Genomic DNA, 26272 nt, shown 5'->3' with positions numbered 1-26272 from the left:
ACCGCGCACGCGACGCGGGCCGGGCCGCTGGAGCGGATCGCCGTCCCCGAGGGCGGCATGGCCCGCAAGCTCCGGCTGACCGGGAAGGACGGGCGCAAGTGCGGGAGAAACGCGAGCCGCACGCCCAGGGCCTGGACCGGGTCTTCGAGGACCGGTCGGCCGAGGGCGTGCGGGAGTTCGTCCGCTGCCTCCAGCGGTTCAGCACGAGCGCCGGAGCGGGGCTACAGTGCGGCGGGCGCGTCCGTGTCGAAGGCGCGCATCCGGCGCAGCGGGGAGCACAGCAGCACCAGCGGGGTCGCCGCCAGGGCGGCCGTCAGGAACCACAACGCGCCCCGCACACCCGCCACTTGACCGAGCCCGCCCGCCAGCAGACCGCTGAGCGGCAGGACGCCCCAGACCAGGAAGCGCATGGTGGCCGTCATCCGGCCCAGCAGATGCGGCGGGCAGACCGTCTGCCGGTAGGTGACCTGGCAGATGTTGTACGTCGTGACACCGGCCGACTGGATCAGGGCGCCGAGCACGAACAGGGCGATGCGCCAGCCGTGGCCGGTCAGCGGGAGCAGCAGGCCGAAGGGCATCGTGACCAGCAGCGAGAGCCAGGTGAGACGGGCCTCGCCGAGGGCGCGGGAGAGCCGCTCGGTGACCAGCGCGGCGAGCATCGAGCCGACGCCTGCCGTGGTGAGCACCCAGCCGACCGCGGCCGGCGGCAGCCCCACCGTGCGGGTCAGGAACAGCGTCTCCAGGGCGAAGACACCGCTCAGAAAGAGGTTGACGGACGCCGTGCTGAGGGCGATCACCCGCAGGATCGGGTTGCGCAGCACATGGTGCAGACCCTCGCGGATCTCGTGCAGGAGCCGTTTGCGCCCGGCGGGCGACGGCCGCTCCTCCCGCGCCTCGATCCGGCCCAGCAGGGCGGCGGAGATCAGGGAGGTGACGGCCTGCCCCGCCAAGGTGCCGACCGCGCCCAAAAGCTGGACGAAAAAGCCCGCGATGCCGGGACCGGCCAGCTCGGCCGTCGAACGCACCGTCTCCAGGCGGGAGTTGCCGCTGACCAGGGTCGAGCGTCCGACCAGGGTGGGCAGATAGCTCTGGTCGGCCACGTCGCCGAACAGCCGGGCGCAGCCCAGCAGCAGGGCCACCACGTACAGCAGCGGCATGGAGTGCAGATCCAGCAGCCAGGCCACCGGGACCGCGGTGAGCAGCACCGCGCGCGTCAGATCGGCGGCGATCATGACGTTGCGCCGCCGCATCCGGTCGACCCACGCCCCGGCGGGCAGCCCGAACAGCAGGAACGCCGCCTGCTCGGCCGCGGCGAGCAGACCAGCCTGCCACGCCGAGGCGTGCAGGGTCAGCACGGCGGTGAGGGGGAGGGCGACGTACGTGATGTTGTTGCCGAGCTCATTGCAGATGTGCGACGCCATGAACCGGCGGAAGTCGCGCCGCTGCCGGGGGAGGGGGCGGAGTCCCCGGGTTCGGCGTCGGTGGCGGTGGCCGGCTCCGCCTCGACGGCGGGGTCGGCTGCGGCGGCGGTGTCGTCCGGACCGGTGGCGGGGCCGGACGCGGCCGTGGGCTGGGACACGAGAGACGTTCCTTGTCTGGTGGAGGGCGGCGGGCGCCGCGCGACGACCGCGGTGGGGGGGCTTCCCCGGCGGCGGTGTCAGCCGGCGGCGATCTCGGGCAGGGCCCGCGGATCGAGCTTGCCGCCCGGGGTGCGGGGGAGCCGGGGCAGGACGGTGAGATGGGCCGGGACGAGGTGGGCGGGGACGCGGGCGCTCAGCTCGCGGCGCAGCGCGGCCGGGTCCGGGGCGCGGCCCGGCGCGGCGGCGACATAGGCCGCCACCTGGACCTCGCCCAGATGCGTCACCGCGCGGGCGACCACGTCCACCACGTCCGGCAGCGCACCGACCGCCGCCTCCACCTCCTTCAGCTCCACCCGGTGGCCGCGCACCTTGACCTGGTCGTCGGCGCGGCCGAGGAAGCGCAGCGTGCCGTCGGCGGACCGGCGCACCCGGTCGCCCGTCCGGTACATCCGCTGCCCCGGCTCCCCGGCGAACGGGTCGGGCACGAAGCGCTCCGCGGTCGGCGCGGGCCTGCCGTGGTAACCGCGCGCCAGGCACGCGCCGCCCAGATACAGTTCGCCCGCCTCCCCGTCCGCCGCTTCGCTCAGCTCCTCGTCCAGGACATACGCTCGCACGCCCGGCAGCGGCACGCCCAGCGGAATCACCTCGTCGCCGTCCAGCGCGTCGGCACGCGCCTCGTGGCAGGTCGCGGTGATGGTCGACTCGGTCAGGCCGTACGCGCTGATCACCGGCGGGCCGCCCGCGTCGTACCAGCGGCGCAGGTCCGCGGTGCGCCCGGCGTCGCTGCCGATCACCACCCGGCGCAGGGCCCCGGGCAGCGGGCGGGGCCGGCGCTCGACGTCCTTCGCCCACTGCGCCCAGTAGGGGGTGGGCAGATTGACGACGCTGATCCGCTGCCCGGCGAGGAAGGGTTCGAGTTCGCCGGGCGAGACCATGTTGTCGGCGACGAACACCGCGGCGCCGCCCGTGCACCAGGTGGGCAGGGCCTCTTCGAGGGACACGTCGAAGGCGGGCGCGGCGAACTGGAGCACCCGGTCGGCGCCGGTCAGGCCGTAGTGCTCGGCGAGCACCCGGGCCTGCCGGGCGAGGCCGGGGTGTCCGACCGCGACGGGCTTGGGCGCCCCGGTGGAGCCGGAGGTGAACAGGACGTAGGCGAGGGCGCCGGGCGCGGGCCGTACCGGTTCGAAGTCCGAGACGCGGGCCTCGGCCCCGCTGGTCGCCGCCCAGAACAGCTCGGTACCGACGCGGAGTTGGAGGTCGGCCACCGCCGCGTGGTCGGCCGCGACCAGATACCGGGTGCCGGCGGCGGCCAGCAGGGTGCGCAGCCGCTCGTCGGGCGTCGCCGGGTCGGCGAGCAGCAGCGCGGCACCGGAGTACCAGATGCCCAGCACGGCGACGGCCCAGTCGGTGCCCCGGCCCACGCCGACCAGCACCGTGTCCTCGGGGCCCGCGCCCGCCGCGGCCAGCTCCCGGGCCACCGCACGGGCCCGCTGGTTGAGTTGACGGTACGTCAGCTCACCCTCGGGTCCGAGTGCCGCCGTGGCGTCGGGGGTCGCCGCCGCCTGCCGGGCGATGAGCAGCGGTACGGGAAGCTCGGTCGCGGTCATGCGGGTTCTCCTGGTCGGTACGGCCGGGCCGGGGCACGTCGGGGACACGGCCGGACGCGCGGCCGGCGCGCCGGGAACGGCCGGCGCCGGTACGGGGCTCACGCGCCGTTCCTCGCGCGCGCCCGCAGCGCCGGGCGGGCCGGAGCCGGCCGGGCCGAGGCGAGGCGGGCGGCGATGCCCGCCGGGGTGGGCGTCTCGAACAGGTCGCGGATGGTCAGTTCGGCGCCGAGTTCGGTGCGCAGCCGGCCGGTCAGCCGGGTGGCGAGCAGCGAGTGGCCGCCGTGGGCGAAGAAGTCGTCGTCCGGGCCCGCCTCGGACAGTCCGAGGACCGCCGCGAACAGGTCGCACACCTTCTGCTCGCCGGGGCCCGAGGGCGCCCGCCCGGCGGAGCGCGTGAGGCTCGCCGGGTCCGGCAGCGCCTTGCGGTCCACCTTGCCGTTCGTGGTGAGCGGCAGCGCGGGCAGCGCCAGCAGCAGCGAGGGGACCATGTAGTTCGGCAGCGTCTGGGTGAGCGCCGCGCGGATCTCGTCGGGGGTGGCGGTGCCGGTGACGTAGCCGATGAGCCGCTGCTGTCCCGCGCCGTCGCGGTCCACGGCCACGACCGCGTCGCCGACGCCGGGCGCGGCACGCAACGCCGTCTCCACCTCGCCCAGTTCGATGCGGTTACCGCGGATCTTGACCTGGTGGTCCTGGCGGCCGAGGAAGTCCAACTGGCCGTCGGCGCGCAGCCGGGCCAGGTCGCCGGTGCGGTACATCCGGGCGCCGGGCTCGGTGGCGAAGGGGTCGGGGACGTAGCGTTCGCTGCTGCGCCGCGGGTCGTTCAGATAGCCGGGCCCGACGCCGGTGCCGGCGATGAACAACTCTCCCGGCACACCGGGCGGTACGGGCGCGAGCGACGGGTCCAGGATGTACAGCCGGTTGTTGCGCAGCGGCCGTCCGACGGGCAACCTGCCCTGCTCCAGCTGGGCTTGGACGTCGCGGGTGATCAGGGCGTGGGTGTTGTCGTCCGAGCATTCGGTGAGACCGTAGGCGTTGACGAGCGCCGCGTCCGGGTGGCGGTCGTACCAGCGCTCGCACAGCTCGGGCGGCAGCACCTCGCCGTTGACGATGAACCAGCGCAGCGACGGCAGTGCGGGGCCGGGGTGCCGGAGTCCCACAGGTCGAGGGCGGCGCGGACGAAGGAGGGCACGGTCTCCATCACGGTGACGCCGTGCTCGGCGACGGCGGCGAAGAGCACCGCCGGATCGCGGGCGACATCGCGGGAGACCAGGTGCACCCGGCCGCCGGTGATCAGCGGCGCGAGCATCTGCCACACCGAGATGTCGAAGGTGAGCGGCGCGTTCATCACCACCCGGTCGGCAGGGGTGAGCCGCAGGTCGTCCAGCTTGGCGAGCAGGTGGTTGTTCATGCCGCGCCGGTGCACCATGGCGCCCTTGGGGCGGCCGGTGGAGCCGGAGGTGAAGCAGATGTAGGCGAGCGCGTCGCGGCCACCGGCGGTCGGCGGCGGCACGGGGACCGACCCCGGTTCCGCCTCGTCGCGGGCGTCGTCGAGGGACAGGAGCCGTACGGCGGGGACCGCCGCGGCGATCTCCTCGGCCCGGGCCCGCTGTTCGGGCGCGGCGAGCAGCCAGCTCACGCCTCCCGTGGCCAGCAGGTCGGAGGTGCGCACCACCGGGCCCTCGGGGTCGAGCGGCACATAGGCGGCGCCGGCGCCGAGGATGCCGAGCAGGGCGACCGGCACCCGGGCGGTCGGCTCGCTGAGCACCGCGACCAGATCGCCCTCGCCCGCTCCCTCGGCGCGCAGCCGCAGGGCGAGCGCGTCGGCACGGGCGACCAGTTCGGCGTACGTGTGCGCCCGGCCGGTGTCGTCGGTGACCGCCACGGCGTCCGGGCGCAGCGCGGCCTGACGCCGTACCCGGTCGGTGACTTCGGCGAAGTCCTCGTCGCGGACGGTGTCGTTGAAGGACACCAGGACGCGGTGGCGCTCGGCCGGGGAGAGCAGGTCGACGGCGCCGGCCGGGCGGTCCGGGTCGTCGGCGACGGCCGTCAGGAGGCGGACCAGGCGGTCCAGCAGGGCCTGGGCGTCCTCGGTGTCGAAGACGTCCGGCCGGTGGTCGATCTGGAGGCGCAGCCGCTCGCCGGGGATGGCGGTGAGGGAGAGCGGGTAGTGCGCCGCGTCGTGCGGGTCGACGCCGGTGACGCGCAGCTCGCCCGTGGACAGCGCGGACAGCGAGGCGAGCCCCTCGGCGTCCACCTGGTAGTTCTGGAACGCGACACACGAGTCGAACAACTCGCCCGCCTCGGCGGTGCGTTGGATCTCGGTGAGGCCGAGGTGATGGTGCTCGATCAGGCTCGCCTGCTCGTCCTGGAGGCGGGTGAACAGGCCCATCAGGGACTCGGCGGGGTCGATGCGGACGCGCACCGGGACGGTGTTCAGGCACAGCCCGACGATGTCGGCGACGCCGGGCAGTTCGGGGGAGCGGCCGCTGACGACCGCGCCGAAGACCACGTCGTCCGAGCGCAGCCGGTTGCCGAGCAGCAGCGCCCAGGCGCCCTGGAGCAGCGTGCCCGGGGTGATCCGGTGGGCCCGGGCGAGCCCGGTGAGCCGCTCGGTGAGGGCCTCCGGCAGCACGGTCTCGACCCGGTGCGGCAGCAGCCCGGAGGGGGCCGCGGAGACCGGGGCGGTACGGGTGCCGCCGGAGAGCCCGGCCAGCGCGCGGCCCCAGGCGTCCCGGGCCGCCCCGGTGTCGCGGGTGCCGAGCCAGCGCAGGAACGACGCGTACGGCGTCACCGGCGGCAGCGCGGCGCCCTCGGGGCCTGCGTCGTGCAGGGCCAGCAGCTCGCGGACCAGGACGGGCCACGACCAGCCGTCCAGCAGGATGTGGTGGTACGTCAGCAGCAGCCGGTGGCTGAGCGGGCCGGTGCGTACGAGGGTGAAGCGCAGCAGCGGCGGCCGGGCCAGGTCGAAGCGCCGGGCCCGGTCCTCGGCCAGCAGCGTCTCGACGGCGGCCGACTGCTGTGCCGCGTCGAGTCCGCTCAGGTCCGTCTCCGCCCACGGCGCCCGCACATCGCGCCGCACGACCTGCGCGGGCTCGCCGGAGGCCCGGCGCAGGAAGCCGGCGCGCAGGTTGGCGTGCCGGTGCAGCACCGCGTCGGCGGCGGCCCGCAGCCGCTCGGCGTCGAGCGGCCCGGCCAGGTCCAGGAGCAACTGGGCGACGTAGACGTCCCGTTCGTCCTCGTCGTACAGCGCGTGGAAGAGGATGCCCTCCTGGAGCGGGGACAGGGGCAGGACGTCCTCGACGCGGGAGGCGGCGGGGGCGGCGGGGCTCGCGGGGGCGGCGGAGGTGTTCGGGTCCGCGGGGGCGGCGGTTTCGCTCACGGTGCGTTTTCCTTGTCGGTTCTCAGGCGGGACGGCCGCGGCGGGCGCGGCGCACGATCGGCGGTTCCGGCGCGGCGGCGGACTCGGCCGTGGCCAGGGCGAGTTCGGCGACGGTGGGTCCGGCGAAGAAACGGCGGACGGTGACCGCGGCACCGAGGCCGGAGCGGATCTCCGACAGCAGCCGGGTGGCGAGCAGGGAGTGCCCGCCGAGTTCGAAGAAGTTGTCGTGGACGCCGACCCGGTCGGCGCCCAGCAGCTGCTCCCACAGGGCGGCGAGCGCCCGTTCGGTGTCGTCGCGCGGTGCCTCGTAGGGCCGTTCGGCGGCGACCGGGGCCGGGGAGGGCAGTGCGGCCAGGTCGGTCTTGCCGTTCGCCGTGACGGGGAAGCGGTCCAGCACGGTGATGGTCAACGGCACCATGTAGTCAGGCAGTTCGGACCGCAGATGGCGGCGCAGCTCGGCCGGGTCGGGGGCGGCGCCCGCGGCGGGCACCGCGTACCCGGCGAGGGCCGGTCCGGCCGCGGTGGGTACGACGGTCACGGCGGCCCGGCCGACGGACGGATGCCCGGCGAGCACGTTCTCGATCTCGCCCGGCTCGATGCGCAGGCCGCGGATCTTGACCTGGCGGTCGGCCCGCCCCAGGTACTCGACCTGTCCCGCGGTGTTCCAGCGGGCGAGGTCGCCGGTGCGGTACATCCGGGTGCCGGGCGGCCCCGCCGGGCAGGCGACGAACCGTTCGGCGGTGAGCCCGGGACGGCCCAGATAGCCCTGGGCGAGGCCCGTCCCGGCGATGTACAGCTCACCGGTCACCCCGGGCGGCACCGGGGCGAGGCGGTCGTCCAGGACGTGCAGGCAACTGCCGTCCAGGGGGCGGCCGATGGGCACCTGTCCGTCCGGGAGCGGCGCCCCGGGCGCCATGGCGAAGGTGGCGGCGAAGGTGGTCGTCTCGGTCGGCCCGTACGCGTTGGTGACGGTGGTGCCGGGGCAGTGCTCGCGGACCCGCCGGACGGCGGCGGGCGAGGCCGCCTCGCCGCCGGTCATCACCTCGGCCAGCGTGCCGAGCAGCTCCGGGCAGCGGTCGGCGAGCTCGTTGAAGAGGGTCGCCGTCAGGAACGTGCCGGTGACCCGCTGCTCCGCCATGAGGGCGGCGAGGGCGGGGACGTCCAGGTCGCCGGGCGGGGCGATGACGACGAGACCGCCGTTCAGCAGCGGCACCCACAACTCGTAGGTGGAGGCGTCGAAGGCGTGCGGGGAGCGGAAGAGGACGCGCTCATGGGCACCGCCGCGCCAACGGCGGTCCACGGCGAGGGCGGCGACCTCCCGGTGCGAGACGGCGACGCCCTTCGGGGTCCCCGTCGAACCGGAGGTGTACATCACGTAGGCGAGGCCGTCGGGGTGGGCGGCGCCCCGGTCCGGGGCGGTACCGCCCTCGTCGCCGTCACAGTCCTCGTCCACGCGCAGGATGTGCCGCACGCCGAGATCCGGGGCGGTCCGGGCGTCGGTGATCAGGACGGCCGCACCGGCCTCGGCGGTGATCGCCGTCGAACGGGCCAGGGGGGCGGCCGCGTCCAGCGGAAGGTAGGCCGCGCCGGCCTTCAGCACCCCGAGGGTGGCCGCGATCAGTTCCACCGAGCGGTCCATCAGCACCGCGACGGTGTCCCCGTCCCGCACACCCAGCCGGGCGAGCCGGTCCGCCAACCGGTCCGAGAGCGCGTCGAGTTCACCGTAGGTGGCCTCGCGTCCGGCGCAGACGGCGGCGGTCCGCTCCGGGTGGGCGGCGGCCCGCGCGGTGAACAGGGCGTCCACCGTTGCGGCGTGGGGTTCGGCGGGGTCGCCCTGCCAGCCGTGCAGGAGGTCCGCGTGCTCGGCGGGGGTCAGCAGGTCGAGGGCGGCGACCGGGGCGGCCGGGTCCTCGACGACGGCGGCGGCGAGGCGGACCAGGCGGTCGAGGAGGCGCTGGGCGGTTTCGGCGTCGAAGAGGTCGGCGGCGTACTCCAGGGCCAGGCCGATCCCGGCGGGCGCGCCGGTCGCGGGGTCGTGGCGCTCGTCCACCTCCAGGGTCAGATCGAACTTCGCGGTGTCGGTGCGCACGGCCTCCGTCCGCACCCGCAGTCCGGGGAAGACCGGCTCCTCGTGCGCGTCCCGCTGGCTCGCCACGGCGATCTGGAACAGGGGGTGACGGCCGGGCGAGCGCGGCGGGTTGAGCCGCTCGACCAGCGCGTCGAAGGGCAGATCGCGGTGGGCGTGGGCGTCGAGCACGGCGTCGCGGACCCGGTCGAGCACCTCGGTGAAGGCGGGGTCGCCCGAGGTGTCGGCCCGTACCACCACGGTGTCCACGAACAGGCCGACGAGATCGTGCAGCGCCTCGTCGTCGCGGCCGTCCACCGGGCAGCCCAGGGGCAGGTCGGTGCCCGCGCCGAGCCGGGTGAGCAGCGCGGCGAAAGCCGCCTGGACGGCCATGAACGGCGTGGCGTGCCGCTCGCGGGCCAGCGCGGCCAGCCCCGCGTGTACGGCGGCCCCGGCCTCGGCGCTCACCACGGCGCCGCGGTACGAGGCGACGGCGGGACGCGGCCGGTCGGTGGGCAGCGCGTGCTCCTCGGGCAGGCCCGCCAATACGCCGGTCCAGTGGTCGAGTTGCCGGGCGTGCAGGGAGTCCGGGTCCGCCGCGTCGCCCAGCACCTCCTGCTGCCACAGCGCGAAGTCCGGGTACTGCACGGGAAGTTCCGGCCAGTCGGCGTCGCCGCCCAGCACCCGGGCGGTGTAGGCGGCGGCCAGGTCGTGGACCAGGACGTCGAGCGAGGCGCCGTCGCCCGCGATGTGGTGCAGGACCAGCAGCAGGTGGTGCTCGTCCGCCCCGTCGGTGAACAGGTGCGCGCGCAGCGGGACGTCGGCGGCCACGTCGAAGGGCCGGCCGGCGGCCGAGCGGGCCCGCTCCCCGTGTTCGGCGGCGGGGCAGACCGTGACGGTCGGGTCCGGTGCGTCGCCCGGCTCCAGGACGTGCTGGCGGGGACGGCCGTCCTCGTCGGGGAACACGGTCCGCAGCGCCTCGTGCCGGTCGGACACGTCCGCCAGGGCGGCGGCGAGGGCGGCGCGGTCGAGGTCGCCCCGCAGCCGCAGGGCCACGGGGATGTTGTGCAGGCCGGACGGATCGCCGTCGCGGCACAGGAACCACAGGCGGCGCTGGGCGTGGGACAGGGGGATCACAGCACATCTCCGAGCTGGGATTCGAAGGCGTCGAGGTCGGCCTGACTGAGGCCGGTGAGGGACACGTCGGACGGGGTCAGTCCGGCGGCGCCGGGCAGCGCGGTGTGCCGGGCGAGGGCCCGCAGCATCGCGAACCACTCGTCGGCCAGCGCCCGCACCCGGTCGGCCGGGTAGGCGTTGCCCGCCCAGGTCCAGGTGGCGCTGAGGGTGAGCCCGCCCGGACCCTCGTGCGCGGCCGCGTTGACCTCGACGGCGTGCGCCATGGCGAGGCCCTCGTCGGCGTCGTCGAGGGCGAAGTCGTGTCCGGGGGCGGCGGCCCAGTCGGCGGTGTCGCCCATGGGGAAGCGGCCGAGGTAGTTGAATCCGATCTCGGGGATGCCGAGGGCGGCGAGCCCCGGGCCGGTACGGCTGTTGCCGTGACGCAGCAGGCCGTGCCCGATGCCGTGGTCGGGGATCGCCCGCAGCGCCTCCTTGACCTGGCGCAGGGCGGCGCCCGCGGTGGGCCCGCCGGCGCGGGCGTCGGCCAGATCGGGCAGCCCGAGGTCGAAGCGGACCGGGTACACGGTGGTGAACCAGCCGACGGTGCGGGACAGGTCCACGCCCTCGGTGATCTCCTCCCGGCCGTGCCCCTCGATGTCCACGAGCACACAACCGCCGTCGCCGTCCCCGGTGCCCGGCCGCCGCCAGGCCAGCACGGCGAGGGCGAGACCGGTCAGCAGGACGTCGTTCACGGTGCCGTTGACCAGTCCGGGCGCGAGGGTGAGCAGCGGCCCGGTGACGTCCGGGGGCAGGGTGAGGGTGTGCCGGTTGACGGCACTCTCCGCGTCGAGCCGGTCCGACGCGCAGACCCCGCCGAGCGGTTCGGGCGCCGGGCGCAGCGTGTCGGTCCACCGCCCGGCCTCCGCCATCCGGCGGCCCGAGGTGGCGTCGGCGCGCAGCAGTCCGGCCCAGTGCGCGAACGGGGTCGGCACCGGGGCGAGTTCCGGTTCACGGCCCGCCGCGAGCGCCTTCCACCAGGAGCGCAGATCGTCCTGGAGGATGCGCCAGGACACCCCGTCCACGGCCAAGTGGTGCACGACCAGCGCCAGTCGGCCCTGCCGGGCGGGACCGCGGTCGACGCACACGGCGCGCAGCACGATCCCCTCGGCGGGCGCGAGCAGCCGTCGCGCGGCCCGGATGCGCTCCGTCACCAGTCCGGGCAGCTCGTCGTCGCCGGCGGCACCCGCCTCGACGTGCTCGATCAGCGCCCGGGCGTCGACACTGCCCGGCGGCGGCACCAGCGGCCCCGCACCGTCCGCGCCCGCGCCGTCCGCGCCCGCGCCGATCGCGCCCGCGCCGCCGGGCACCCGCAGCCTGAGGATGTCGTGGGTGTCCAGCAGGGCCTGGACGACCCGCACCGCGTCCTCGGCGCCGAAACCGGCCGGGGTGCGCAGCACGAGCGACTGGTTGTACGTGTCGACGGGACCGCCCAGTTCCCCGAGCCACGCCATGATCGGGGTCGGCGCGAACGGGCCGAGGCGGCGCGCGGGCCGGGCGGGCCCGGCGCCCGCACCGGACCGGCCGACCGCGCGGGCCCCGGCCGCCAGCGCGGCGACGGTCTCGCTGCGCAGCACCTCGCGGGTGGTGACGAGGAGCCCGGCGGGGCGGGCGCGGCTGACGACCTGGATGGCCTGGATGCTGTCGCCGCCGAGCCCGGTGAAGCTCTGCCCCGGGTCGACGGCGGCCAGCCCGAGCACGTCCGCGATCAGCGCGCACAGCGTCCCGGCGGGGTCCGGCACGCCGGTTTCGCCGTCGGCGAGGGTGGTCGTGGAGCGGTCGAGGTCAGTCACGGGCCGTGTTCCCGCCGAGGGCGGCCACCAGGGACGCGGGCCGCATGTCGGTCCAGTTCCGCTCCACGTAGTCGAGGCAGCTCTGCCGCGGCTCGGGCCCGTGCACCCGCGTCCACCCGGCGGGGACGGCCACGGTGGCGGGCCACAGGGCGTGCTGCAACTCGTCGTTGCGGACGACCAGGTAGTCGGCGTTGTCGTTCTCGAAGGGGTTGCTCATGGCAGGTCCTCGGGGTGTCCGTTCCGGGTGCCGTACGGGTCGTACGACGGGGTGGTGGGGCGGGTGGCTACGGGCGGCGGAGCGGGTGGCTAGGCGCGGCCGGTGTCGACGCTGAGCCGGACCAGGCGCCGCGCCTCGTCCAGCGCCGCCGTCACCCGCTCCGGCGTCGGGTGGCCGGCGATGACGTGCCCGATCCGGTCGCCGGCACTGCGGGGCAGCCGTACGGGCGTGCCGGGCGCGGCGGTGACCGTGACCGCCTCGACGTCCGGTACGGCCGCCGCCTCCTGGGTCCCGGCGACGGCGTCGAGGACCCCGTCGGCGTCGGGCAGCAGGAACTGGATGCCCGCGTGGGCGTCATGGGCGGGCTTGAGCGCGGGCGCGAGCCCGACGGCGGTGCGCAGCTGCTGCTCGAGGAGGTCGACGCCGGTGGCCAGCCTGATGAGTTCGGGGATCATGCCGCCGGCCGGGCGCGGGTTGATCTCGATGACGGCGGGCCCCTCGGCGGTCAGCTTCACCTCGGTGTGGGTGGCGCCCAGCCGGATTCCGGCCGCGTCCAGGGCGGCGGTCACGGTCTCGGTGATCCGCTGGGCCGTCTCGGCCGGCAGCGGGGCCGGGAAGAGGTGCCGGTGCTCCACGAAGTGCGGGGTGCCGGTCACGGACTTCTCGGTGATGCCGACGCACTCGGCCCGCCCGTCCCAGGTGAACATCTCCACGCTGTACTCGGGGGCGTCCAGGTACTCCTCCACCAGGACCGTGCGCGCGGTCGGCATGCCGCGCACGTTGGTGGTGACGGCGAGGACCCGCTCGGCGTGCGCGGTGGCCGTGGCCTCGTCGGCGCAGAGCAGGACGTTCACGGAACCGGAGTCGTCGGCCGGCTTGACCACGCAGGGCAGCCCGGTGCGGGCCACGGCGGCGGCCACCTCGGACGCGTCGCGGACGACGGCGTACCGCGGCTGGCGCACCCCGGCGCTCTCCAGCAGGGCCCGCAGCGCCGACTTGTCGCGGCACGCGGTCACGGCCTCGGGCGGATTGCCGGGCAGCCCGAGCCAGCGGGCCAGGCGGGCCGCGGCCGGGACGTAGAAGTCGCTGGTGGTGGTGATGCCCGCGATCTCCTCGCGGCGGAAGCGGTCCTGGACGGCGGCGCGCAGGGCGGCGTCCGAGTTGGTGTCGCAGCGGATCACCTCGGCGCCGGTGGCGGCGAGCCCCCGGTACCGGTCGGGGTCGCCCGTCAGCAGCACCGGCACGGTGTCCAGTTCCGCGCGGGCCAGCTCCAGGGCGAGCATGCCGGTGCCCGTGGTGTTGGACTCCACGAAGACCAGGTGCCGCCGCAGCTCCCCGGGGGCGCGGAACGGCTGCCGGGACCAGCTCAGCGCGGTCTCGCCGACCGGGATCACGGACGGCCCCCCGGGCGAGGGGAGTTCGTGCAGCCGGTGGGTGTCCCAGTGCTCGTCGCTGTAGACGGTGTCGGCGTACCGGTCGCCCCGGTCCGGCATGATGCCGACGATGCGGGAGCCCGGTTCGGCGCGCTCGGCCAGATCTCCGAGGACGCGGTAGACCGAGCCGGAGGTGTTCCCGGCGAAGATCTGCTGCTCCCGGGCGAGGTCCCGGGTGGCGGCGAACGCCTCGTGGTCGTTGAGCCAGTGCACCTCGTCGATGAGCGAGCGGTCCAGGTTCTTCGGCAGCAGGCTGTTGCCGAGGCCGCTCTGCAGCCGCTGGGGCACATCGGGCTGCCCGAACAGGGCACTGCCCACGCAGTCGACGCCCACCACCTTCAGGGCGGGCAGGCTCTCCCGCAGGGCGCGGGAGGTGCCGCACAGCGATCCACCGCTGCCGACCGCCCCGACGACGGTGTCGATGTGCCCCAGGTCGGCGAGCAGCTCGCCCGCCAACTCCCGGTAGGCGCCCGGGTTGTCGGGGTTCGTGTACTGCTGCGGCCAGAAGGCGCCGGGCAGTTCGGCCATCAGCTCCGCGAGCCGTTCGAGCCGGGCGGACTGCCAGCCGTGGCTCGTCATCGCCTCGACGATGTGCACCTGGCAGCCGAGGGCGCGCAGTTTGGCCAGGGTGACGGGGTCGATACGGGGGTCGGTGACGATGTGCACCTCGTGGCCCAGCGAACGGCCCACCAGGGCGACACCGAGGGCCATCGTGCCGGACGAGCTCTCCACGACCGGGGCGTCCGGCCGCAGCGTGCCGAGCCGCCGGGCCTCCAGGATGATGTTGCGGGCGACGCGGTCCTTCATCGCGAAGAGGTTCTGGAGCTCCAGCTTGGCGTAGACCTCCACCCCGCGTGCCTCGCCGAGGCGCAGCCGGACCAGCGGCGTCCCGCCGATCGCGGCCGTCAGCGTGTCGAACAGCATGGTCAGATCTCCAGCTCGTGAGGGAGGACGGCGTGAGGGAGCGCGGAGGGCTCCGCGGCGGGATGGGGTACGGCGACGGCGGGTCCGGCGTGCTGGCCGCGGTGCGGCCGGGTCCAGTCGTCGCCCGCGCCCAGCGAGCGGTGCACGGACACCTCGCCGCCGAGCGCCGCGCAACCGGTCCTGATGTGGGCGGACTTGGCGTCGAGTTCGGGGTCGCCGGCGTCGAGGAGCACGCCGAGCAGGGTGCCGCTGTGCGCGAGGACCAGGCCCAGCCCGCCGACCTCGCCGCACAGCGCGCGCAGCCGGTCGAAGCCGGGACGCTCCCGCCGCAGGCCGTTCAGCTCGGCGCTCCGGGTGGCCACTTCGCCCACGGCCGGCAGGTCGCCGTCGGTGACGGCGGCGGTGAGCCGGTCGAGCAGCCGGCCGTACTCCTGCCGGTCGGCGGCCCCGATCGGACCGGCCGCGCGGTTGTGGGCGACCGTGTCGACCTGCCCGCCCTCGTCGTGCGCGACGACGGCCAGCGGCGGCAGGGTGCCGAGCCTGCGGCCCAGGCGCACGCCCCGGTGGTGGAAGCAGACGATCTCGTCGTACATCACGCCGTCGGCCGGTTCCACGCCCCGCAGGAACGCCTCGGTCTCGGCGGGGGAGAACGACCGCCCGAAGGCCGCGCCGACGGCTCGGACGGTGGCGACGAGGTCGGCCGACGAACTGGCCATGCCCTTGCCCTCGGGCAGGTCACCGCCGAGTTCCAGCAGGCCGCCATGGGTCACCCCGAGCGCGGACAGTACGGCCTCGGCGGTGCGCCGGGACTTGGCCTTGTGCGCGGGCGCGACCCGCACCTCCCGCCTTTCGGGCGACGGGTGGAACGCGGCACTCGCCCAGCGGGCCAGCGGGAACGTCACCAGGAAGTCGCCGTCCGGCTCGGGCAGCGCGCCCTGGAGAAGCTCCCCGAAGGTGCCGAAGGCGTGCCCGCGACCGGGTTCGAGGACGGCCGGCGCGGCGGCCGGACTGGAGATCGGGGACGGCGGCATCAGCGGTCCCCCGCTTCCGCGCGTACGGCACCCTCGGCGGAGCCCGCCGTCGCCTCTTCCACGCGTACGGCGTCCCCGGCGGAGCCCGCCGCCGTGAGCCCCAGCGCCCGGTCCGTCTCGGCGGCACCCGCGCGCACGGCCTCGGCCCGCCGCTCCCAGGCGGCCCGCACCCGCGCGTACGCCTCCCGCTGGACACGCAGCGCCTCGGCGACCGCCTCGGGCCGCGCCGAACCAGCCGACACCAGCCGGTCGAGCCCGCCGTGCACATCGAAGGCGTCGGCGAGCAGCTTCGCCGGTTCGGCGAGCGTGACGGAGTGCTCGGCGGCCGCCTCGACCAGCAGAGCGGGCACACCCGGGGACGGCGGCGCACCGGCGCCGACGGCCCGCACGATGTACTTGCCGGCGATCACCTGGGCGGTGCGCCAGGGCACGCCCTCGGTCAGGGTGAGCGCGTTGGCGAGGCTGAACCCGCCCAGGAACTCCCGTTCGCACACCTCGCGCATCCGCTCCGCGCAAAAGCGGAGGCGGCGCAGCACCTCGGTGAGCAGGCGGACGGTGCCGTGCGCCGAGTCGAAGGCGGCCAGGACGTGGGTACCGGCCTCCTTGGAGACCTCCACCAGATTGCAGAACGGTGTGTTGCGCTGGCCGAGCAGGACGTCCGTGTGGAAGGCGGTCAGATGGGCGGTGCGGCCCCGGATGCGCTCCAGCACCGGGTAGTTCTTCTTCTGCGGCATCGCCGAGGAGATGCCGGACAGCTCGTCGGGCAGCTCGATGAAGCCGTACTCGCTGCCGCCCCAGCTGAGCAGGTCGGTGACGAACCGGCTCAACGCGGCGCCGAGCAGGCTGAGTTCGGCGGTGACCTCGGCGCTCCAGCGGCGGGAGGCGACCGCGGTGAGCGCGTTGGACTGCGGGCGGTCGAAGCCGAGCAGCCGGGCCATCCGGTCTCGGTCCCACGGCAGTTCCTGCCCGGCCATCGCACCGGCGCCGAGCGGGCAGGCGTCGATGCCGTCGTAGGCGGCCAGCAGCCGGCGCTGGGTGTGCAGCACGTGCTCCGAGAGCGCGGTGAGATGGAAGCCGGGGGTGATGATCTGCGCGGCCTGGAAGTGGGTGTACCCGGGCATGGGCAGCTCGCGGGTCTCCTCCGCGAGGCGCCCGACGACCTCGCCGAGCTCCGCCAGCGCCCCGGCGAACCCGATCAGCCGCTCACGGCCGAACATCAACTGGGCGCACGCCTGGAGGTCGTTGCGGCTGCGGTCGACGTGCCAGCGCACGACCGGACGCGCGAGCCCCGCCTCCACGTGCCGCTCGATCGCGAACGCGATGTCCGACATATTGGCGTCGGGGCGGGCGCTGAGGGTGTCCGGGCCGACCCCGTCGAGCAGGGCGGCCACGGCGTGCGCCTCGTCCGTGTCCAGCAGCCCCATGCGGGCGTACTCGGCGGCGAGGGTCTTCTCGATGGCGACGTAGTGGTGCAGCAGATGGCGGGACTCGAACCGGAACTGCGGGGCGAGCACCTCCTCGTGCAGCAGTTCGCTCGGTCCGCCGCTGATGCGGCCGGTGAGTTCGGCGGCGGGTGCCGGGGACTGGCTCGTCACGTGACGGTGTCCGTTCTGTGGTGTGAGCGGGCGTGGGGCGCAAGGGCCGGTGGGCGCCTTTTGCGGGCGGGGCAGGGAGGGATCAGCGGTGGTCGGCCGCGGCCAGGGCGGCGCCGAGCGCGGCGGCCACGGCGGACACGCGCGGGGGCCGCACCAGCTGGTAGTGGTCGGCGTCGGCGTCGTACCGGATCAGACCGTCCGGGACCCGCTCGGCCCACCGCCGCGCCGAGCCGATCTCGGCGCCGGTCAGGCTCTGGTGGAAGTGAACGGGGCCCGGCGCGACGGGCGGCAGGTAGCGGTCGGCGGCGAGCAGGCCGGTGCGGAAGACCGCGTGGAGCCGGACCAGGTCGGCGAAGTCCGGTGCCGTGTCCGGGAGATGGGCCGCGACGACCCGCAGCCGGGCCGGGGTGCCGGCCGCCGCGAGCAGTCCGGCGCGCAGCGCGGCACGGGCGTCCGGGCCGGGGTCCGTCCCCGCGGAGCGCGCCAGGTCGTCGTGGAACCACTCCAGCAGCGACACGTCGTCACCGGGGACGTCGGTCGTCCCGGGGTAGGCCGTGTCCAGCAGGGTGAGCGTGCCGACGTGTTCGCCGGCGGCGCGCAGCTGATGGGCCATCTCGTAGGCGAGCAGCCCGCCGAAGGACCAGCCGGCCAGGTGGTACGGGCCCTCGGGCCGGATGCGGCGCAGCGCGGTGAGATGCGCGGCGGCGAGCTCCTCGACGGTCGCCGGGGCGCCCCCGTCCCCGTCCGGTCCCGCGCCGGTCAGACCCGGCGCGGTGAGTCCGAACACCGGCCGTCCGGCGGCCAGTTCGGCCGCGAGGTCGCGGTAGCACAGGACCTGGCCGCCGATGGGGTGGACGAGGTAGAGCGGGTCCAGGTCGCCGTCCGGGCGGATGCGGACGACCGTGTCCGGGCCGCCCGGCCGCCGCTCGGCGCGCAGCACCTCCGCCTGCCCGGCGACGGTCGGGTGCTCCAGCACGGTGGCGACCGAGAGCCGCTCGCCGAACGCGTCGTTGAGGCGGCCGATGAGGCGCAGGGCGTCGATGGAGTGGCCGCCGGAGGCGAAGAAGTCGTCGTGGACGCCGACCGGTCCGGCGCCGAGGAGCTGTTCCCAGATCCCGGCGATCCGGGCCTCGGTCGCGTCGCGGGGCGGCTCGGGCGGGCTCTGGCGGAGCGCGGCCGCCGGGTCGGGCGCGGGCAGCGCGGCACGGTCGAGCTTGCCGTTGGCGGTCAGCGGCAGGGCGTCCAGCGTGACCCACGCCGACGGGACCATGTGCTCGGGGAGCAGCGCCCGGGCGTGCCGGACCAACTCCTCGGTACCGGCGTCGGCACCGTCGCCGCCGGTCACCACATAGGCGACCAGGCGCTCCCCGCGCAGCAGCACGGCGCAGCCGCGCACCGCGGGGTGCTCGCCCAGCACCGCCTCGATCTCCCCGGGCTCCACCCGGAAGCCGCGGATCTTCATCTGGTGGTCGGTGCGGCCGGCGTATTCGAGGGCACCGTCCGCCCGGTGCCGGGCCAGGTCACCCGTCCGGTACAGCCGGCGGGCGACCCCGTCGGCCCCGGTGTGCCGCACGAACCGCTCGGCGGTCAGGTCCGGTCGGCCGTGGTAGCCGAGCGCCAGCCCGACGCCCTCCAGGTACAGCTCGCCGGTGACGCCCAGCGGCACCTCGCGCAGACGGGCGTCGAGGACATGGGTGCGCATGTTGGCGATGGGCCGCCCGATGGGCACGCTCTCGCCGTCGCCCGGCGCGCACCGCCAGGCGGTCACATCGACGGCCGCCTCGGTCGGACCGTAGAGGTTGTGCAGCTCGACGCCGGGCAGCAGCTCGAAGAACCGGTTGCGCACGTCGGCGGGCAGGGCCTCGCCGCTGCACACGACCCGGGTGAGCCCGGCGGCCGACGCGACCGCCTCGGTGTCGTCCAGGAACACGGCCAGCATCGACGGCACGAAGTGCACGGTGCTGATCCGCTCGTCCCGCACGAGAGCGGCCAGATAGCCGGGGTCGCGCTGGCCGCCGGGCCGGGCGAGGACGAGCGTCGCGCCGGTGAGCAGCGGCCAGAACAGCTCCCACACCGACACGTCGAACGTGTACGGCGTCTTCTGGAGCACCCGTTCACCGTCGGTCAGGCCGTACGCGTCCTGCATCCACAACAGCCGGTTGGCGATGGCCCGATGGGACACCACGACCCCCTTGGGGGTGCCGGTGGAGCCCGAGGTGAAGATCATGTACGCGGGGTCGTCGGGGGACGCGGCCGCCACGGGCGCGCCCGGACGGTCCGCCTGCCCGTCCGGTACGACGTCCGTCTGCCCGTCCGGTACGACGACGCCCACCTCGGCGTCCCGCAGCCGGGCGGCCCACCCGTCGTCCGCGACGACCAGCCCGATCCCTGCCTCGGCCAGCAGGGACCGCACCCGCTGCTCGGGGTGCTCCGGGTCCAACGGTACATACGCGGCACCGCACTTGAGCACGGCGAGCAGGACGACCGGCAGCGTGAGGGACCGTTCGAGGAGCAGTCCGACGAACGTCCCCGGACCGGCACCCCGCCTCCGCAGCCGCACGGCCAGCCGCTCCGCCGCCGCGTCCAAGGCGCGGTAGCTCAGCTCGCCGCCCTCGAAGCGGACGGCTGCGGCCTCCGGAGAAACCCGTACCTGACGTTCAATCAACTCGGTCAGCACATGCGACTCTTCGTACGCCTTCTCCGTGCTGTTCCACTCCGCGTACCGTCGGCGGTCCGCCGCCGGCAGCAGGTCGGCCGCCAGGCAGTCCTGGTCCGGGGTGTCGGCGAGGGCCCGCAGTGCCGCCGTGTACGAGGCGTGGACCGCGGCCATCCGCTCGGCGGGGAAGCGGGCGGCGTCGTAGCGCAGCCCGAGTTCGAGCAGCCGCCCGTCGGGGCTGCGGGAGAACTCCGCGCCGAACGCGAAGTCGGTGTCGGCCTCGCCGGTCTCCTCCAGCACGGTGAACGCGCCGTCGGCGGGGCCGTCCTGCTCGACATGGAAGTGGGTGTAGTTGAAGAAGGTCTCGAAGGGCGCGGTGCCGCCGCCCGCGCGCACGATCTCCGCGAGCGGGTAGCGCCGGTGCTCGTGGACGGGGACCTCCAGGTCCGCGACCCGCCGGACGAACTCCCGCCAGCTCCCGGCGGTGAGGGCGACACGGAAGGGCAGCGTGTTGAGGAACACGCCGACGACCTTGTCGCCGTCCGGCTCCTCCGCGCGCCCGTTGTGGACCACGCCGGTGGTGATCTCGTCGCCGCCGCCCATCAGCGCCATGACCCGTACATGCGTGGCGAGCAGGACGGTGCGCAGCGGCACGCCCAGTTCGGCGGCGCGCGCGGTCAGGCGTTCGTGCAGGCCGGCGGGGAGCGGCTCGTGGTGCCAGGACATCCGGGGCGCTCCGCCGGCGGGGCCGGTGCGGGGCAGCCGGGTCACGGTGGCACCGGCCGTCTGCCCGGCCCAGAAGGACCGGTGCGCCGGATCGGCGAGGGCGGCGCGTTCGAGCGCGACGAAGGAGGCGAAGCGGGAACGCGGGGCGGGGGCCGGCGCGGGCGCGTCCGCCCCGGCGCACAGGCGGACGTACCGCGCACTGAGTTCGGTGAATAGGGAGCGTTCGCTCCAGCCGTCCACGATCGCGTGGTGTTCGGCGATGAAGAGCTGGAAGGCGGTGTCGGAGCGGCGCTGCACATGGAAGCGGATCAGCGGCGCCCGGTCCCAGGTGAACGGGCGGCTGCGCTCGGCCTCGTAGCGCCGGGCGACGGCCGCCTCCCGCGCCGTGTCGTCCAGCTCGCGCAGATCCTCGAAGGTGATCTCGGGGCGGGCCCCGCGGTGCACGAACTGGAGGGGTTCGCCGAAGCCGTGCAGATCGAAGGAGGTGCGCAGCATCTCGTGCCGGGTGGCGGCCTCGGCGACCGTCTGCCGCCAGGCGGCCTCGGACCAGGGCGCCTCGACGTGGTAGGCGGAGACGTTGTGGTAGACGCGTCCGGCGGCGGCCGGGAGATCGCTGTGGAAGAGCATCCCGGCCTGGAGCCGGGTCATCGGGTAGGCGTCGTCGAGCCCGTCCGGGAGCGCGGCCCGGTCCGCCTCGGTGAGCAGCGAGAACGGCTCGTACGACGGCGTCGCCTGCGCCGTGCCCGCGTCGTGGGCGACGGCCTCGGCCAGGCCGCGCACGGTCTGGTGCCGCATGAGGTCCACGACGCCGAAGCGCAGCCCGCGGTCCCGGGCCCGGGCGAGCACCTGGAGGGAGCGGATGGAGTCGCCGCCGAGGGCGAAGTAGTTGTCGAGGGCACCGACCCGCTCGTGACCGAGCACCTCGCGCCAGATCTCGGCGAGCGCCGTCTCGACGGGGCCGCTCGGTGGTTCGTACGCCGAGCCGGGCGCGAGCGCACCCGTCGCCGTGCCCGGGACCGGCAGCGCGCGCCGGTCGACCTTGCCATTGGCGGTGAGGGGGAGCGCGGGGAGGGTGACGAGGGCGCCGGGGATCATATAGCCGGGGAGCCGGGCCGCCAGATGGGCGCGCAGACCGTCCACGGTGAGGTCGCGGGCGGTGGCACCGTCCGCGCCGGTGCCGTTCTCGGCGGGGTTGTCGGTGGCCGGTACGACATAACCGGCCAGTACGGGGGTCCCGGTGGCGTCCGGGACGACGCGGGCGACGGCGGCGCCGATGCCGGGGTGCGCGGTGAGCGCGGCCTCGATCTCGCCGAGTTCGATGCGGAAGCCCCGCAGCTTGACCTGGTCGTCGATGCGGCCGAGGTACTCCAGCTCGCCGTCGGAGCGCAGCCGCGCCAGGTCGCCGGTGCGGTAGAGGCGCTCACCGGAGGGGGCGGTGGGGAAGCGCTCCTCGGTGAGTTCGGGGCGGTTGAGGTAGCCCCGGGCGAGGCCCGCCCCGGCGACGTACAGCTCACCGGCGGCACCGCGCGGGACCGGGTTGCCGTGGCGGTCCAGCAGATGCAGCCGCAGGTCCGGGATGGGCACGCCGATGACGCTGCCCCGCCCCTGTGCCGCGTCCCGGGCGGTCAGCGGGCGGTAGGTGACATGCACCGTGGTCTCGGTGATGCCGTACATGTTGACCAGCCGGGGCGTGACGTCACCGTGCCGGTCGAACCAGCCGGAGAGCGCGCCCACGTCGAGGGCCTCGCCGCCGAACACCACGTAACGCAGGGCGAGTTCATCCGACCGCTGGGAGTCGACGCGGTCGAGCTGGTGGAAGGCGGACGGGGTCTGGTTGAGCACGGTGACCGCCTGGTCGCACAGCAGGCGGTGGAACTCCTCCGGGGACCGGCTGGTCTCGTACGGCACCACGACGAGCCGTCCGCCGTGCAGCAGCGCGCCCCACAGCTCCCACACGGAGAAGTCGAAGGCGATGGAGTGGAACAGCGTCCACACGTCGTCCGGGCCGAAGCCGAACCAGTGGGCGGTGGCGGAGAACAGCCGGGTGATGTTGCGGTGCGGAACCAGGGTGCCCTTGGGCCGTCCGGTGGAGCCGGAGGTGTAGATGACGTAGGCGAGGTGGTCGGGCGTCACGCCGCTGTCCGGGGCGGTGCCGGGCAGTTCGGCGAGCCGGTCCGCGTCGGCCGTCAGATCGACCGCGTGCGGTGCCGCGGCCTCCCACAGCGGCCGGGTGGCGGTGGTGCCGACGACATGGCGCAGCCCCGCGTCGCCGATGATGTGCCGCAGCCGCTCCGGCGGGTTGTCCGGGTCGAGCGGAAGGTAGGCGCCGCCCGCCTTGAGGATGCCCAGCAGGCCGACGAGCAGCTCGGCGGAGCGCGGCGCGCACAGGCCGACCAGGGTGTCGGGCCCGACCCCGAGGCCGCGCAGCCGGTGGGCCAACTGGTTGGCCCTGTGGTCGATTTCGCCGTAACTCAGGGCGAGGGTGCCGTCGGTGACGGCGATGGCGTCGGGGGTGCGGGCGGCGTGCTCGGCGAACACCTCGTGGGCGCAGCGCGCGGTGGCGCTCCGCGCCTCGTCGGGCAGGGCGGAGGAGAGCGGGCGCCGCTCCTCGTCGCCGAGCATCGGGAGCCGGCTGACGGGCAGCTCCGGCTCCGCGACGGCCGCGGCCAGCAGGCGCAGATAGTGCCGGGTGAACCGTTCGACGGTGGCGGGCTCGAACAGGTCGGCGCGGTATTCCAGCCGGCAGCGGACGCCGTCGTCGCCTCGGACGACATCGAAGGTGAGGTCGAACTTGGCGCTCCCGGCGGGGCCTTCGAGCAGCCGGGCGCGCGGGCCGGGCAGGGCGGCGGTGGTCTCCGCCTCGTCCTGGAAGCCGAACAGGACGTCGAAGAGGGGCGCGCGGTCGGTGGTGCGCTCGGGGTTGAGGTGCTCGACGATCCGCTCGAAGGGCAGGTCCTGGTGGTCCTGGGCGTCCGCGACGGTGTCCCGCAGCCGCTTGAGGTGGTCGCGGAAGCGGGGGTCGTCGGAGAGGTCGGAGCGGATCACCAGCGTGTTGACGAACAGCCCGACGGTGTCCTCGAACTCGCTGCGGTTGCGGTTGGCCACGGGCGTGCCGACCAGGATGTCCTCGCAGCCCGTGTAGCGGCCGAGGACGATCTGGAAGGCCGCCAGCATGGTCGTGTACAGGGTGCTGTCCGTCTCCCGGCACAGCCGGTTCAGGCGCTCCAGGACGTCCCCGGGGACCGCCGCCTCGTGGAGGGCGGCGGCGCGCGGCAGCGGCTCCCCGCCCGGCCGGCGGTCCGCCGGCAGTCCCGCGGACGGCAGCTCGCCGCCCAACTGGTCGGCCCAGTAGGCGAGCTGGCGCTCGGCGGCCGGGCTGTCCAGCCACTCCTCCTGCCATTCGGAGAAATCGGCGTACTGGAAATCGGGCTCCACCGGCTCGAATTCGCCGCCCTCGGCCGGATGCGCCGCGCCGGTGCGGGCCGCGTAATCGGTGAGGATCTCCCTGAGCAGCAGCCCCGCCGACCACCCGTCACCGGCGATGTGGTGCATCCCCAAGGCGAGTACGGCGTCCTTTTCCCGCCGCAGCAGGGCGGCCCGGAAGAGCGGACCGGCCGCCAGATCGAACGGCCTGTGGTGCTGGGCCTCCATCCAGCGCTCGGCGTCGCCGTCCTCCTCCGTCACCGACCAGTCGAGCAGCGCCGAGGCGTCGATGTGCTGCGTCAACTCCCCTTCGTCCAGCACGAACCGGGTCCGCAGCGCCTCGTGCCGGTCCAGCAGACCCTGGGCGCACGCGCGGAGCACCTCGGCGTCCACCGCGCCGTCGAGCGCGCAGAAGACCGGCATGTGATACGTCGGCCTGCCTTCCTCCATCTCCTGGAGGAAATACATCCGTTGCTGGGCCCGCGAGGCGCGGAACACGCTGATCGACGGCTCGGTGACTGCTTCGGCCGTGACGTGAGTGGCCAAGTCGACTCCCTCGACCGCCACGCCTTTTGGACGTGCGGCACTGATCCCACTGGTTGGTGGGATCAACGCTAGGCGCGGGACGAGACGGAGATAAGTCCCGATCTGCCGGTCCCGGATTCACGTGACACGGCACTCCACACTCCACGCACCGGGAGCACAGGGGGCGCCGCCGGGCACGGACCCGAAGGGAATCGCCGGACGGGCCCTAGTGACCCGCTGCCGCGGCCCTTCGGTCGGCGCGCAGTTCCGTGGCCAGCTGGGTGACCGCCGTGTAGAGCGGACTCGCGGGGTCGGCGCCCCAGCGGTGCAGATAGACGAGGAGCTGGGTGACGACGGTGTCGTACTCCACGAGGGTGGAGCTGTTCGGAGCGCTCAACTTCTCGATCTCCAGCAGGCGTTGCTGGGTGGCGGTGTCGAGTTTGTCCTTGAAGAGCATCGCGTAGCGGCCGACGCCCTTGGCCGGGTCGGTGGCATACCTCAGCTTGGACGCGAACAGGTTCTTCTGGTCGTCGGTGAGCGTTCCGTCGCTGTCCAGGAGCGCTCGCAGGGCGTCGACCCGGGACTTGCGCCGTGCGGCCAGTGCCGTGATCTCGGCGTCGGCGAGGTTCTGCCGAAGCAGCAGCAGGATCTGCGTGTTGCCGAAGCTCTCGCCGGCGTCCACGTGCGTGAGTTCATGGGCGAGCGAGCCGAGCCGCTCGGTCGCGCCGTCCGCCTGGACCATCATGTGCTTGAGGGTGTACTTCTCGGTGACTCCGGGGTCCGACAGCTTCGTTCCCGGCATGCCGGTCGTGAAGTTGACGATGTCGCGGTTCGCCAGCAGGTCGCCGAGGGTGTCCCGGGTGATCTGCGGGGCTCCGGCGTCCGTCTGGATCTCGGTCAGCAGTTGGAGATCGTCCTCGACGAGGGTGCTCTTCTCCGTGTCCGTCAGCGCGTTGACCGACTGGAGCAGCGGCGTCTGGAGATGGACGTTGGCCACGGACACTTCGCTGTTGATGTCCAGGTGCGCGGCTTCGACGCGTCGCAGGACGGCCTCCTGCGCGGTGAGCAGCGCGCGCGCCCTCGGCAGATGGGCCGCCAGCCCCACGGCGTCCGCGAGCTGCCGGAAGATCGCGGCCTCGGGCCGGCAGTCGTCGAGCAGGGCCTGCACCACCTGCGCGTGCCGTGCCGATTTCGACTGGGCGAGGTAGTCCTCGGCCGCCTGGACGAGGTTCTCCAGCCGATCGGCCCTGGCCGCGAAGTTGTCCGGCCGCGCCTCGGGCCCGTGACACTCGGCGAGGGCCCGCCCGACCAGGTCGATGGACGAGCCGCGCTTCTGGAAGGTGCCGACGGTGGTACTCCCCTGGAAGTCGGCGACCGACATCAGCCGGGCGACCGTGAGTCCCGCGCCGGCGTGCGCCCCCGCGACCTGCGCCCGGACCGCGCCGTCGGCCACCGACGCCCGGACCGAACCGTCGGCCACCGACGCCCGCACCGAGCCGTCTGCCGTCGCCCCGGCCGGACCGTCGGCCATCGCCCCGGCCGGACCGTCGGCCGCCGCTTCGGTCACCGCTCCGCCCGCCTCGTCGCCCGTCACCCGCCGCGCGACCCGCTCCGCCTCCCGCTCGAACCGGTCCGACGGATCGCTGACGGCGAGCCCGCCCCCGGTGTCCGTCCCGGCGACCGGCCCGCGCCGCTGCTGCACGACATGCGTCAGCTCATGGGCGAGTACGGTGCGGCCCGCGGCGGACGAGGGGTCGTAGCCGCCCTCGCGGAAGACGATGTGCGAGCCGGAGGTGTACGCCTCGGCGGAGACGGCGGCCGCGGACTTGTGCGCCGCCCGGCCGGTGTGCACGCGCACATCGGAGAAGTCCGCGCCCAGCCGGGCCTCCATGTCACCGCGCACCGGGTCGTCCAGGGGCCGGCCGGGGGAGCGCAGCACCCCGTGCACCGCGGCGGACTGCTCTGCCGCCGCCTCGGACCGCTCCGCCCCGGCACGGTCCAGCATCTCGCCGACCGCCGCGTTGCCGATCAGCCGTTGCAGCGAGGCCAGCGCGTCCGGCCCCGGCATGCCCGCCTGCCCGGGCCGCGGAGCGTTGGCCGCGCGCGCCGTGACGGGCCGGGGCCGCGAGCCGGCCACCGCGGGAT

The 26272-nt window shown here is 74.8% G+C and carries 12 protein-coding genes; all 12 read right to left on the bottom strand.

Translation table 11 applies throughout. The features are described from left to right. Positions 1–221: 221 nt before the first annotated feature. A complete protein-coding gene (locus GHR20_RS06430) occupies positions 222–1661 on the bottom strand; it encodes an MFS transporter (protein WP_275549808.1) in 1440 nt (479 codons plus the stop codon). Then, on the bottom strand, positions 1658–3187 hold the full coding sequence (locus GHR20_RS06425; protein WP_153812583.1) for an amino acid adenylation domain-containing protein: 1530 nt from the start codon (positions 3185–3187) through the stop codon (positions 1658–1660). The genes GHR20_RS06430 and GHR20_RS06425 overlap by 4 nt, the downstream gene beginning before the upstream one ends. Before the next feature lie 98 nt (positions 3188–3285). Continuing rightward, positions 3286–4281: a non-ribosomal peptide synthetase gene (locus tag GHR20_RS38105; RefSeq protein WP_275549807.1), complete on the bottom strand. Its 996-nt coding sequence runs from the start codon at positions 4279–4281 to the stop codon at positions 3286–3288. Beyond that, entirely contained in the window at positions 4173–6566 is a 2394-nt protein-coding gene (locus GHR20_RS06415; RefSeq protein WP_194858826.1) for a condensation domain-containing protein, read from the bottom strand. The genes GHR20_RS38105 and GHR20_RS06415 overlap by 109 nt, the downstream gene beginning before the upstream one ends. Positions 6567–6588: 22 nt before the next feature. Continuing rightward, positions 6589–9768 carry a non-ribosomal peptide synthetase gene (locus tag GHR20_RS06410; protein ID WP_194858825.1) on the bottom strand — a complete coding sequence of 1060 codons (3180 nt, stop codon included), beginning with the start codon at positions 9766–9768 and terminating at the stop codon, positions 6589–6591. Next, entirely contained in the window at positions 9765–11597 is a 1833-nt protein-coding gene (locus GHR20_RS06405; protein ID WP_208446843.1) for a condensation domain-containing protein, read from the bottom strand. Before GHR20_RS06405 ends, GHR20_RS06410 begins: the two co-directional genes overlap by 4 nt. After that, entirely contained in the window at positions 11590–11814 is a 225-nt protein-coding gene (locus GHR20_RS06400; RefSeq protein WP_148023282.1) for an MbtH family protein, read from the bottom strand. The genes GHR20_RS06405 and GHR20_RS06400 overlap by 8 nt, the downstream gene beginning before the upstream one ends. Before the next feature lie 89 nt (positions 11815–11903). Then, positions 11904–14171 carry a pyridoxal-phosphate dependent enzyme gene (locus tag GHR20_RS06395; protein ID WP_148023283.1) on the bottom strand — a complete coding sequence of 756 codons (2268 nt, stop codon included), beginning with the start codon at positions 14169–14171 and terminating at the stop codon, positions 11904–11906. A 2-nt stretch (positions 14172–14173) separates the two neighbouring features. Further along, positions 14174–15202 (bottom strand): kinase, encoded by a 1029-nt coding sequence (locus GHR20_RS06390; protein WP_153812576.1) that lies wholly within the window; start codon positions 15200–15202, stop codon positions 14174–14176. Then, positions 15202–16797, bottom strand: a complete 1596-nt coding sequence (locus GHR20_RS06385) for a lyase family protein (RefSeq protein ID WP_275549600.1) — start codon at positions 16795–16797, stop codon at positions 15202–15204. Before GHR20_RS06385 ends, GHR20_RS06390 begins: the two co-directional genes overlap by 1 nt. An 82-nt stretch (positions 16798–16879) precedes the next feature. Beyond that, the gene (locus tag GHR20_RS06380) at positions 16880–24148 is read right to left on the bottom strand and encodes a non-ribosomal peptide synthetase (RefSeq protein WP_153812574.1); all 7269 of its coding nucleotides are present in this window, start codon (positions 24146–24148) and stop codon (positions 16880–16882) included. 205 nt (positions 24149–24353) lie between these two features. Next, entirely contained in the window at positions 24354–26264 is a 1911-nt protein-coding gene (locus GHR20_RS37350; RefSeq protein ID WP_243877956.1) for a DUF4157 domain-containing protein, read from the bottom strand. Positions 26265–26272: the final 8 nt, after the last annotated feature.

It is taken from the genome of Streptomyces sp. SUK 48 (genome assembly GCF_009650765.1).
GTDB lineage: Bacteria > Actinomycetota > Actinomycetes > Streptomycetales > Streptomycetaceae > Streptomyces.
This window is presented reverse-complemented; position numbering and strand designations above follow the sequence as displayed.

What these genes read in the sequence shown, in the direction of transcription:
- GHR20_RS06425 (WP_153812583.1), bottom strand. Translation starts at nt 3,187, where the DNA reads ATGACCGCGACCGAGCTTCCCGTACCGCTGCTCATCGCCCGGCAGGCG.
- GHR20_RS06400 (WP_148023282.1), bottom strand. Translation starts at nt 11,814, where the DNA reads ATGAGCAACCCCTTCGAGAACGACAACGCCGACTACCTGGTCGTCCGC.
- GHR20_RS06395 (WP_148023283.1), bottom strand. Translation starts at nt 14,171, where the DNA reads ATGCTGTTCGACACGCTGACGGCCGCGATCGGCGGGACGCCGCTGGTC.
- GHR20_RS06390 (WP_153812576.1), bottom strand. Translation starts at nt 15,202, where the DNA reads ATGCCGCCGTCCCCGATCTCCAGTCCGGCCGCCGCGCCGGCCGTCCTC.